The organism is Kosakonia sp., from assembly GCF_032104925.1.
In the GTDB taxonomy this organism is placed as follows: domain Bacteria; phylum Pseudomonadota; class Gammaproteobacteria; order Enterobacterales; family Enterobacteriaceae; genus Kosakonia.
Map to the genome: position 1 here is coordinate 300,838 of NZ_DAMCGF010000002.1, position 12,847 is coordinate 313,684.

At 47.5% G+C, this 12,847-nt stretch carries 8 protein-coding genes; all 8 read left to right on the plus strand.

All coding sequences use genetic code 11. From position 1 onward, the window contains the following. Positions 1-140: 140 nt before the first annotated feature. The 8 genes from tssH (at position 141) to RT644_RS04555 (ending at position 12,783) form a co-directional block, all read left to right on the plus strand. A complete protein-coding gene (gene tssH, locus RT644_RS04520; RefSeq protein WP_313625958.1) occupies positions 141-2,780 on the plus strand; it encodes a type VI secretion system ATPase TssH in 2,640 nt (879 codons plus the stop codon). A gap of 51 nt (positions 2,781-2,831) precedes the next feature. Next, the gene (locus RT644_RS04525; protein ID WP_313625960.1) at positions 2,832-3,647 is read left to right on the plus strand and encodes a lysozyme inhibitor LprI family protein; all 816 of its coding nucleotides are present in this window, start codon (positions 2,832-2,834) and stop codon (positions 3,645-3,647) included. Between the two features lie 72 nt (positions 3,648-3,719). Next, positions 3,720-6,077 (plus strand): type VI secretion system tip protein VgrG, encoded by a 2,358-nt coding sequence (locus RT644_RS04530; RefSeq protein WP_313625962.1) that lies wholly within the window; start codon positions 3,720-3,722, stop codon positions 6,075-6,077. A gap of 14 nt (positions 6,078-6,091) precedes the next feature. Next, positions 6,092-8,719: an N-acetylmuramidase domain-containing protein gene (locus RT644_RS04535; protein ID WP_313625964.1), complete on the plus strand. Its 2,628-nt coding sequence runs from the start codon at positions 6,092-6,094 to the stop codon at positions 8,717-8,719. 3 nt (positions 8,720-8,722) lie between these two features. Then, complete coding sequence (locus RT644_RS04540; RefSeq protein ID WP_313625966.1) at positions 8,723-9,400, plus strand: hypothetical protein; 678 nt, start codon at positions 8,723-8,725, stop codon at positions 9,398-9,400. Between the two features lie 491 nt (positions 9,401-9,891). Further along, positions 9,892-10,986 carry a hypothetical protein gene (locus RT644_RS04545; protein ID WP_313625968.1) on the plus strand — a complete coding sequence of 365 codons (1,095 nt, stop codon included), beginning with the start codon at positions 9,892-9,894 and terminating at the stop codon, positions 10,984-10,986. Between the two features lie 331 nt (positions 10,987-11,317). Then, positions 11,318-11,581 carry a PAAR domain-containing protein gene (locus tag RT644_RS04550; RefSeq protein WP_071925228.1) on the plus strand — a complete coding sequence of 88 codons (264 nt, stop codon included), beginning with the start codon at positions 11,318-11,320 and terminating at the stop codon, positions 11,579-11,581. Positions 11,582-11,583: 2 nt separating this feature from the next. Continuing rightward, positions 11,584-12,783, plus strand: coding sequence for a hypothetical protein (locus RT644_RS04555; RefSeq protein WP_313625971.1), 1,200 nt, complete (start codon positions 11,584-11,586; stop codon positions 12,781-12,783). Positions 12,784-12,847 lie beyond the last annotated feature (64 nt).

Consider the following 12,847-nt stretch of genomic DNA (forward strand, 5'->3'; position numbering starts at 1 on the left):
TTTTGCTGAATATCTGCCGCCCCGGGTTTTCAGCAAAGAACCACACAATCTGCCTGCCTGACCTGATGCGCTTTGGGTTCCCTGTCAAAAGGGAAAGCGATGGGCGGTAGCGTACCCGGCACAACCTAAGAGAGAGAAAAATGGAAAACTCAGCCGCCCTGTTACGTCGCCTTAATCCTTACTGTGCCCGTGCGCTGGAAGGGGCGGCCTCCCTGTGCCAGACCCGCGCCCATGCGGAAATTCTGCCGGAACACTGGCTGCTGAAACTGCTGGAGCAGGGCGAAGGTGACCTGACGGTGCTGGCGCGTCGCTACGAGTGGGATATGGACAGTATGTGGCAGGCGCTGCTGGACTGGCTGGACAGGCTTCCGCGATCGGTACGCAGCCGGCCACAGCTGGCGAGCTCTCTCAACACGCTGCTGAAACAGGCATGGATGATAGCGTCATTGCGGGGCGAAGAAAAAATCCGCAGCCTGCATCTGCTGATTGCGCTGGTTGAAAGCCCGACGCTGATTCATTGTGATGGTCTGTGGCCCCTGCTGACGCTGGGCCAGAGCCAGCTGGAGCGCCTTCGCCCGCTGCTGGATGCGCAGTCTGACGAACGCCCGGACGTGCAGCAGGAAGCAGAACTGACCCAGAGCTACAGTGGCGATATTGAAATGGTCGGCCGCCCTGTGGGGGCAGAGGTAAAAGAGGGCGAACTGAGTGCGGCGCTGCAGAACGCGCTGGATAAATTCACCCTTGATGTCACCGCCAAAGCGAAAGCGGGCAAAATCGACCCGGTGTTTGGTCGTGACACTGAAATCCGCCAGATGGTGGATATCCTCTCCCGACGTCGTAAAAACAACCCGATTCTGGTCGGCGAGCCCGGAGTCGGAAAAACCGCACTGGTCGAAGGACTCGCGCTGCGCATTGCCGAAGGCAACGTGCCTGAATCGCTCAAACCTGTCGTTCTGCGCACCCTCGATCTTGGGTTGTTACAGGCGGGCGCAGGTGTGAAGGGAGAATTCGAACAGCGCCTGAAAAACGTTATCGACGCCGTACAGCAGTCGCCGGTGCCGATTCTGCTGTTTATCGACGAAGCGCACACCATCATTGGCGCGGGCAACCAGGCAGGTGGCGCGGATGCGGCGAATCTGCTGAAACCGGCGCTGGCACGTGGCGAATTGCGAACAATTGCCGCGACCACCTGGTCTGAATACAAACAATACTTCGAGCGTGACGCCGCGCTGGAACGCCGCTTTCAGATGGTCAAAGTGGACGAGCCGGATGATGACACCGCCTGCCTGATGCTGCGTGGCCTGAAATCCCGCTACGCCGGGCACCATAACGTGCATATCACGGACGATGCGGTGCGCGCCGCTGTGACGCTTTCCCGCCGTTATCTGACAGGCCGTCAGCTGCCGGACAAAGCCGTTGATCTCCTCGATACCGCCAGCGCCCGCGTGCGCATGAGCCTCGACACCGTGCCGGAACGGCTGACCCGTCTTCGCTCGCAAATTACAGCGCTGGATATGGAGAAGCAGGCGCTGCTGGAAGACACCGCCATCGGTAATCAGAGCCCCGGTGAACGCCTGGCGGCGCTTGAGCAGGAAGACGCGCGGCTGAGGGCGGAACTCGACGAACTGGAGATCCGGTACGGTCAGGAGCTGAAACTCACCGAACAACTGCTGGCGAGCCGCCAGGACATCTCCCGCCAGAGTGAAATCTGCACGCTGCAGCAGGAGCTGAGCGGCATCCAGCACAACAATCCGCTGCTCTCCGTGGATGTGGATGTACGTACCGTCGCTAACGTCATTGCCGACTGGACGGGGGTGCCGTTGTCATCTCTGATGAAAGACGAGCAGACCGAACTGCTTAGCCTGGAAAATGAAATCAGCAAACGTGTGGTCGGGCAGGATGTCGCGTTTACCGCCATCGCGCAACGCCTGCGGGCGGCGAAAACAGGCCTCACTTCCGGGAACGGTCCGCAGGGCGTGTTCCTGCTGGTTGGCCCGAGCGGCGTGGGTAAAACCGAAACAGCACTGGCGCTCTCCGATGTGCTCTACGGCGGCGAAAAGTCGCTGATTACCATCAACCTGTCCGAATACCAGGAGCCGCACACGGTTTCCCAGTTGAAAGGATCGCCTCCGGGCTACGTTGGTTACGGTCAGGGCGGTATCCTGACCGAAGCGGTGCGCAAGCGGCCGTACAGCGTGGTGCTGCTGGATGAAGTGGAGAAAGCCCACCGTGACGTGATGAACCTGTTCTATCAGGTTTTCGACCGCGGGTTTATGCGCGACGGCGAAGGCCGCGAAATCGACTTTCGCAACACCGTCATTCTGATGACCTCGAACCTCGGCAGCGACCACCTGATGCAACGGCTTGATGAACAGCCGGAAGCCAGCGAAGGCGATCTACACGAGCTATTGCGTCCGATCCTGCGTGACCATTTCCAGTCTGCGCTGCTCGCCCGCTTCCAGACGGTGATTTACCGTCCGCTGGCGCATGCTGCTATGCGCACCATCGTGGAAATGAAACTCACCCAGGTGAGCAAGCGTCTGTACCGCCATTACGGTCTGACCACGAACATTGACGAGGCGCTGTATGACGCCCTGACCGCCGCCTGTCTGCTGCCGGATACGGGCGCGCGCAACGTCGATAGCTTACTCAACCAGCAAATTCTGCCGGTTCTGAGCCAGCAGTTGCTTACCCATATGGCTGCGAGGCAGAAACCAAAAATGCTGACGCTTGGCTGGAGTGAGGACGAGGGGATTGAACTGGTGTTTGGTGTCAGGTAAGCGATAAGCATCTACAAAACTCAATGAGTATCTAAAAAAGGGAATTAAAAAATGTTTAAAAAAATGGCGTTATTAACCGTTGTTGCAGCGTTTTCTAATGCAGCTAATGCCGGGTTATTTGATTCAAACGATTTTAAATGTGGCAGAGATGATGCAGTAAAAGCGCTTGCCGGATATATCAAGGATGAGGCATCGGGTATGTTACAGAGCAGTTTTATCACAAAAAGTCGGTTTAATTACGATAAGCCAGTTTCCGTTTACCAGAATATGTTGAATAGCATGAAAGTCGAACTTACAAATGTCTCAACATCAGGTTCAGGGAATGATGGTCTGGATTGCAGTGCGACGATTTCAATTAAAATTCCACAAGATACGCTGGATGTTGTAAGCAAGGCTCCTCATTATTTGCAATATGTCACGGGTGATAATGGAAAGGTAAACAACAGCGGCGTTACCTGGAACGGTGCTACCTATGTGGCCAAACTTGCTGATAATAATAAAGATATTCTTTTTAGTAATTTTAACTGGACTGACGTTTCTGCGGCTATGTTCAATATGAGCGTACTGGCAGTAAATAAAGACCAGATTATTAGTACGCTTTCGCAGAGTTCGTTGAAGTTAGCACAGTCTGCCTATGCAAGTGCCGATCGTGAACTGAATGCTGTATGGAAAGAATTACCTGACTCAGTACGAAATTCAATGAAGAAAGAACAGATTGCATGGGTTAATAACAAAGTGGCGAAATGCGGAAAAATTCCAGATGGCAAAGCGGAAACAATTCCTATGCAGCAGCGGGTGAATATTTATCAGTGCCAGACCAAAATGACTAATGAAAGAATTTCCTATTTAACTGGCGATAATGAGTAAAGATTTTAATTCACGTCATTTATTTACGTAGATATTGCCTACAGAGAAAGTGCGGGAGAGAGGAGTAAAAGAATGAGTGATTCCGTAATTACCCCGGCGAAGGAAAAAATCGACACATTACTGGGTATGTCTCGTTATAAGCTGGTCGTTCACGACTGCCCGCACTTTCTGGATGTCTTCAATTTTAAGGCAGAAGAAAAACTCAGCGAACCGTGGCACTACACCGTTAAAGTGACCTGTACTGAAAGCGATATCGCCAGCGACAGCATGCTGCTTAAACCGGCATCCTTCACGCTCCAGGTTCCACTGTATAACGGTATGCCAGCCACGCCATTGCGTACTGTCTATGGCGTCGTGCAGACATTCCAGCGTCTTTCGACGTCTGCTGATGAAACCTGGTATACGCTGAAAATTGTGCCGCGCATCGCGCTGTTGCATTACACAAAGCGCAGCGAGATTTACCTTAATCAGTCCGTTGTTGAAGTCGTGGAGAAGATCCTGCGTTTCCACGGGCTGGAAGGGGCTGATTTTGAGTTCCGTCTGTCGCAGGATTATCCGGCACGTGAACTGATCACCCAGTGGCGCGAAACCGACCTCGAATTTGTGCAGCGTTTACTGGCCGAAGTCGGCATCTTCTGGCGCTTTGAAATGGATGCCCGCCTCGAACAGGATGTGGTGATTTTCCAGGACAGCCCGGAGCAGTATCAGTTTGGTGTAACGCTGCCGCTCATCCCTCCATCACGAACCAACGATAACGGGCAGCTCTGCGTATGGGATATTAAAACCGGCCATCAGGTGGTGTCAGAAAGCGTAGCCAACCGTGATTACAACTACCGCGAGGCGCTGACGCCACAGGACAGTTCTGCGTCTGTCAGAACCACGGATGGCATCACCACGGGTGAGGTGTATCACTACGCAGAGCCTTTTCTGAGCAAAGGCGATATCGAAACCCCGGAGAGTGGGGCGTACTATGCCCGTTTGCGTCATGAACGTATTCTGAATGCGCAGCAGAAAGTCACTGGTAAAACAACCAGCCCGGTGCTGGTGCCGGGCGAAGTACTTGAACCGCAGGGGGCGCTTCCTGCCAACCTGAAAGACGGCATTGTTATCACCGGCGTGCAAAGCTGTGGTTCGCGTAAGCAAAGTTTTAAGATGACCTTTACCGGCATCCCTTACAGCGAGGCCGTGTGTTATCGCCCGCCACTTCATCGTCGCCCGGTGATTGCCGGTACATTGCCTGCTCGTGTGGAGAGCACCGAGAAAGGCGATACCTATGCCTGGCTGGACAATCAGGGCCGCTATCGCACGAAACTGAATTTCGATCGCAGCGACAGCGAACAGGGTTATGCCTATCTGTGGCTGCGTATGGCGAAACCGTATGCCGGAGACAATTACGGTTTCCACGCGCCTTTGCTCGACGGCACCGAAGTTTCGGTGATGTTCGATGCGGGGGACCCTGACCGTCCGTATATTGCCCATGCCCAGCACGATTCTGAACACCCGGATCACGTCACTAACGATAACCACACACGAAACGTTCTGCGAACGCCTGCGAACAATAAACTCCGCATGGAAGATAAGCGCCAGCAAGAGCACATCAAGCTTGCGACGGAGTTCGGCAAAACCCAGCTCAATATCGGCCATCTGGTTGATGCCCAACGCGAAAAGCGCGGTGCGGGTTTTGAGCTACGCACCGATGAGTTTGGTGCCGTGCGTGCTGCCCGTGGGATTTACCTGACAGCGGATGCGCAGGCCAAAGGCCAGGGGCAAGTGCTGGAGATGAATCCGGCGGTCAGCCAGATTATTCAGGCCAACAGCGAGATGCAGGCGCTGAACGGCGCTGCTGAACAGGCGAAAGCCCTGACATGTGATATTCAAACGCAGAACAATTTGCTCCAGAAGCGCCTGAAAGATTTGCAGTCTGCCGTGGTACTGGCTTCTGCGCCGCAAGGAATTGCCCTTACCTCTGGTGAGCATCTGCAACTGACCAGCACGAAAAACACCATGCTTACCGCAGGGCAGCATGTCGATATCGGAGCAATGAAAAATGTCACGGTGAGTGCTGAACAATCTTTGGGGCTATTTGCCCATAAAGGTGGGGCGAAGGTCATTGCGAATCAGGGCAACGTAGAAATACGCGCCCAGCACAGCACACTCGAGATGAGCGCTGACCAGCAGTTCACGATCACCAGCAGTAAAGATGAAATCACCATCAGCACTCCGAAAACCCTGACGCTGAACGGTGGTGGTTCCTACCTGAAACTAAGCGAAAGCGGAATTGAGCATGGAACAAAGGGGGACTTTATTACCAGGGCTTCGAATTATCTTGTCCCTGGAACAGGGAAGACCCTTCCCGCTGAAACCCCAGATTTTAAAAAAACCGATATTAGTGTTACCGGGAAAAATTCAGCCAAATGGGCCAGTGAATAACAGGGAGGAAAGCGATGGCTTTAATACCAAAAATCACCTTCCCGATACCTGCCAATGGAAAAGGTAAGGCATTCGGAGATGCGGAAGAACTGTTAAGTCTCCTGGGCTCTGAGAGCTCAGGTCTTTATCTGGTCGGCAGTCAGGGTATGTGGCATGGTGGCATTCATATTACTGATGCCAGCGCCCCGTGGTGCGCGTTGACCGGTAGCAATCCTTCGGAACTGAACTATGTAAACAAGCCTTATGACGGTGCACAGGCAGTCAGATGTATGGCTGACGGTGAAATTGTGGCATATCGCGTCTGTGAGGATTACGACTTTATTGCGTGGCGTGGAGATAAACTTTACTTCTCAACCTCATTTGTACTGGTCAAACACTACATCCAGCCAGGGGAAAATGCATCCGGCGGACTGACGTTCCATACGCTTTATATGAATCTGGCTCCTGTCGCAGCTTACGGCCAGGCAGATATCAATCTCCGGGAGACAGCGAAAGGTCAGTCATATTACACCACCCCGGAGCAGGTAAATAAGGGGACGGCAACGGGCTCGTTACCTGCAGGTACTCAGGTGGAGTTGAGTGACAAGCTAATGACTTCTGCACATCCAGGCCATTATCGCCGCCAGTTCTGTGAGGTGAGGGTCATGAATGATACTGGCTCACTGTCTGCTGGTGATAAAGTCTGGACGGTATCCGACAGGGGCTGGCTGAAACCACTTTCCGGTAAGGCTACACAGCCTTCCTGGTGGAAAAAATGTTCACCCGCCTATCATGCAGGAACCGGCAATGAGCAGAGTTATAAAACCAGTGCGGTTCTGAAAGCTTATTTCAGCACTGAGGATGTAAGTGCAGGAGCTGATCGGAGTACGCTGCCAAAAGATTTTCCTGTCACGGTTGATCCGGGCATCACCTCATTTACCCGACAAACTGATAATCGTATTTTCAGCCTTGTCACCCTGGAGAGGGATAATGGGGGATTAAAAAAAGGGGACCGGGTCTGGGTCGTTTCGGATAATAGCAATCTGATCGCAAAGGGTACACAGTCACAGGGGCAGGGAAAATACGGCGAAGTTGTGGCCCCTGAAACGCCTGTGGCTATTAGTGCCGGAGACTGCATAGGCCATCTTGGTTTTTACGAGTTGCCGGAAGAAAACGGCAAACGTTCACGTTACCAGGTGCATATTGAATGTCTGAGTCCGGACAATAAGCTACCGACCTTTCTGACCAACCCCGATAAAACTGGGGAAGATGATCCTGCGTACCTGAACTATGCAGAAGGGGCTGCATTATTTATGCCGGATGCGTCGGGTAAAATGGTGAGCACTGGGCGAAAAAGCCGTGCACCCGGAGTACTGACTCGTTCAAAAGTGCCGGGTGTGGATGCTGATGGAAAGGTGCTGACGGATAATACCAGTGCAGCGTATTACCAGATAAGGCCAGAAGGCGGCTGGATGGCCGCGAGTGATGTGAAAAAAGTGGCACAGTTCGACCTGGCTTCACTGGGATTTGTCACGCTGGATAAGGCACCAGAAAGCTTCGACCTGATAGATGGCATTCATCATCCTGACAACGTTGTAAAAGGGGTCCTTAAACAATTTTATCAAGCCGCGCAGAATGAAACAGACAGTAGCCGGGCGATGAACCAGTATAATTACAATCGTCTTCTCAAGCAGATCGACTCTAGTAATGACGGCATCTATTCTGAGCAAGAGTATTTGCAGGCAGTGCATAACCCGTCTTACCGCGATCATCTCCACCGCATTATCGTCAGGCACCCCAGTGAATGGTATTACGGAAAGGATGATACCTACTGGAAAAGGTATCTGGATACACTGAATACGGATCCGTCTCTGGCAGTATGGAAAGCCTATACAGAAAGCTTTCTTGAGAAGATGAATTGGATGAAGCAGGTCTCCGGGATGGTAGCTGATCCGTGGCATATGCATCCGGTTGCCTTTTTGAGTGCTTTCCTTACCGGGAATAAGCAATGTTATTGCTATAAGCAAGGCATCGTCGATCGGCCATGTCAGTCGGGTGCGCAAGATGTTACGAAGGATGATTTTGAACTACTTGCAAGCCAATTAGGTGTTGAACGAGAAGTACTAAGGGCAATAGCTGTAGCCGAAACGGGTGATAAAGTACCGTTTAAGTATTATGTAAAAGGCGAGAGACATGCGACAATTCTCTATGAAAGGCATTTCATGAAGAGATTAGCTGCTGCTCAAGGTGTAAATCCTGAAATAATAAGAAATGTCGAGGCGAATGAGCCCAAAATTATTCATTCTTATGATAGTAGCTATCATTATGGTACAGAGAGTGAACAATATGAACGTTTGGTAAGGGCAAGGGATATTAATTATGATGCGGCAAATATGTCGTGTTCTTGGGGGAAATTCCAGGTTATGGGGGAATACTACCGCCACTTATATGGTTCTACTAAAGAATTAGTTGATGCGCAAAATTATTGTGCAAGGCAACATTTACAATATTTCAACGTTTTCTTAGTTAAAGAAAAGAAGATGCTTCAATCAATGATAGATAAAGATTGGTTGGCAATAGCCCGCAAATATAATGGAGCAGGGCAGATTGGATATGATCAGAAAATTGAAAAAGCATATAAATCTTTAAAGGAGGAATGGTGATAAGTGAATGGTTATAAAAAATATTTCCTTGTTGTACTGTCTGCCATTTTCTCAATTTCAGTATGCGCGAAAAGTGTCGTGATTGTTGATGAAATTAAGAATAATGATGGAAGTGCGTGGATGGTAGAAAAAAATGATAAAGGATATTATGTTAAGTATACGAATGCGAGAGGCAAAGAGTACGGTAACAGTACAATAGTTTCATCCGATCTTGAAGAAAGTAATTTGCTGCTGGATACAGCCTCTATCGGTATTGTATCTCTTGTAATGAACTATCCTAGAGATGCGTATATATTCAATTTTTCATCTGGAAACATTCCTCATTTGATTTCTGCTTGTAAAAGGATAACGTTGCCTTCCGCTGATCAACAACAAGTTGTAGCGTTACTAATTCTTTGTTCCAAAGATAACGTAACAAGAAATATGATTTTATCTAGCGCGGATGCAAATAAGTTATTTTCATCTGAGAATTTAATTCTTAATGGTAGTGTTAAAACGCTAATTGGGAATGATAGGGCTTTTTTATTTGATGAGAACAAAAAAAATAAGAAGAACAATCCTTATTTGATAAAGGGTGATGTGGTGGAAATAATTGGTTATGAAAATTCAATGTTAAAGGTTAAATATAATTCAAAAACAAAATCTGATGTCGCGTGGATTAATTTTATAGATGTTTTGTAGTTATCAATACATGGGCCAGGTATATCTAAAATGCAAAGTTACATAAATTTTCACCCAGATAAAGCGAGCGAGGGCAGTCCTGGTTTCCTGAAGTATGCAGAACGAGCATGACTGTATATGCCGGATGCCTCGGGCAAAATGGAGAGCACCCGGAGTACTGACTCGTTCAAAAGTGCCGGGTGTGGATGCTGATGGAAAGGTGCTGACGGATAATACCAGTGCAGCGTATTACCAGATAAGGCCAGAAGGCGGCTGGATGGCCGCGAGTGATGTGAAAAAAGTGGCACAGTTCGACCTGGCTTCACTGGGATTTGTCACGCTGGATAAGGCACCAGAAAGCTTCGACCTGATAGATGGCATTCATCATCCTGACAACGTTGTAAAAGGGGTCCTTAAACAATTTTATCAAGCCGCGCAGAATGAAACAGACAGTAGCCGGGCGATGAACCAGTATAATTACAATCGTCTTCTCAAGCAGATCGACTCTAGTAATGACGGCATCTATTCTGAGCAAGAGTATTTGCAGGCAGTGCATAACCCGTCTTACCGCGATCATCTCCACCGCATTATCGTCAGGCACCTCAGCGAATGGTATTACGGAAAGGCCGATATCTATTTTTAAACTCAATCAAGCAGCTTATGAAGGGGCTCCAGCCGAATTTCTTGATACCACAAATGGTGGCCTTTTTGGCACAATATTTATGATTCATCACATCAATTTTACGAGGGTAAATATGTGTAATCGAATTTATTTAGTCTATTTGTTATTGATATCATTGCTATCAGGTATTGCGCACTCAGATGATGATATAAAAGAAACTCGTTGGGTGTTTGATAAAATATCAGAGCGTGATCTTTTTGGTAAGCACAATACTTACACCGTCAATCATCTTAATATGATTTACAATAAATCCATTTTGAATATTGGAAATAAGAGGTTAATAATAACCAATGATTTCCTGGAAAATAAAAATATATGTTCCATGGAATATGTTAAGTTGAAGAAAAGCGCTCTTTCATACTTCATGTCGGCTAAGACCGTAAATATGTATAGCATGTTGTTCAAATATGAAAACATTCAATTCCCAGAAGATGTTTATGAAATTACATCATTGTTTCCTGGTAAAGAGTGTCCAGTTCCTTATGATGCAATTGTAAAAGCTGGGAGTAATTTGTTTGTTACCGATCAGGATTATGTTGTTTTTTATAAACAGAGCAATGTCATTACATCTCAAGATAATGCTTTGTATTTAAATAATAATTGGGGTAAATATTGTCATAATAGAAATGTTGAAAGCCAATTTGATGGTACATCTGAGTATATTTGTATATTTGACAATATGGGCATAAACGAGTCTTATCAGGAAGTTATTTCATTTGATGAGAACGCATCTGGTAAACTAAGTAAAATTTTACCTAACGATAACAATAGCTATAAAGCTAATGGTTCTTCTGTTGATTATAAATGGATTGATAACGACAGATTAAAGATATTGGTTGTGATGGATTCCGAAACCACTAGTTACTATTTTAATAAGAATAACACAGGGACAAATTTACATGTGTTAGTTGAGGCGCAGTATTAACATGTCCATGGCTGTTGTTTTGTATCAGTATTATTAATTTTATGATGATTGATTCGGTAATTTAGATTGGTTATTGTGATGATTGTTTTTTTATTTAGTGGTTTATTTACTGATTATTTTTAACTCTAAATATACTTAAGTAATAAATTTTAATATAAAATGTAGGGATAATAATCTTGATAGTACGAAATAGTACGAGTTGACGACTAAAAAATTATAATGTCGATTATATCAATATAAGAGTTATGCATTCAATTACAGGATAAATCAGTGGGTTCATAGTTCTTATTTGTTAAGTGAAACCACAGATGTAATTTAGGAATATATATCTATGTTAGCAATCGTTCGTATTGGTGATAAAACCACGCATGGTGGCGCTGTGTTAACAGGATCCTGCACGATGAAGTTTGGCGGCATTGGCGTGGCACGTAAAGGCGATAAGGTTTCATGCCCAAAAGAGGGTCATGGGCCTACGACAATTGTTGAGGGAAATCCAGACTATCTTGATCAGGGAGTTCCTGTTGCGTTCCATGGCCATAAATGTGGATGTGGTTGTACGCTGATCAGTTCATTTTCGGCGGGGAAGGTAGCATAACTATGCCGGTGTTTCTCGATGAAGTCCCTGCGGCAATCCCCAAAGTTCATCGCCCTGATACACGTAAATGGTCAGGGTTATTGGTATTTCTGCTGATTGTAGGCTGTGTGCTGTCCTTTTTATTTTGGACTGGTACGAAAGAGGGACTTGTTTTCTGGTTTGCTGCGCTGGGCCTTCCCCTTTGTTTATGGGGAATGTTTTTTGGCCTGCGCCGTATCGCATATAAAACAGACCAGGTTTGGGCTGAGTCCTGGAATGCTAATCGCAAGATGATCTTGAATGAAGAAATTTTACGTGGGCAGCGTTTTGCATGGCTTATTGCTTCAGGTGTAACAACGCAGTCTGGAAGCAGAACAGACAAGATACTTTCTGCAATACAATCCTCTTATCCGATCATTCAAGTACAAAAAACAAGAGGTGGAAACTATGTCCGCCATTCAAAATTGCCTGGATTTGAAGAATGTCAATCGGCCGAATTCTGCGAAGCCATTAAAACACTTATTATGCAAATTAAGCCTGTACTCGCAAAAATCCCATCGGACATTACTTGTTGGCTGATAGCTGATTTTGACACGCCGGAGATCCCCGATGCACTGCCAATTGCTTTAGAGCTTATCTCGTCAGAGACCGGACGTTCTTTCATTTTATTAAAGAATAATGGATTTGAAGCACTCGACAGTTGGCTTGATAATACTTGGCGTAAACCATCATTACTTTTATCTATTAGCGCAGAGATACGACAAGCCCCCAGAGAAGGTGAGGGTGAAGCAATAACATTAATATTAATGTTAAACAGAAAGCACTCGGATATTCCTGATGCCGTGCAATTACACCGACCTGAAAGATACAAGAATGATTCTCTGACGAAAACACTCTCACGGGCACTGATCTGGAGTCAATTATTACCAGAAGAGGTTAAGGGTAGTTGTATTACGGGATTGAATTTCTCACAAGATGTTGAGTGGTATTCTGCGTGTGCGGAAAATAACTTATCTCTCGATATGACGGAAGATCACAAAAACATAGATGATTTCATCGGTTATGGAGGTGTTAGTGCCCCCTGGCTTGCCGTGGCCATATCCTCACTTGTCGCTCGCTCGGGAGCGGCGCAAGTAATAGCCGTAGGAACGGATACAAATGACATCTGGATTGCCGGTGTTACACCCGGAGATAATACAGGGACACGACAGGGCACATTGTGAAAGTAAAAACACTTATCGGGAGCATCGTACTCACCCTTATTTTTTTCATCGCCATTTTTGTGTA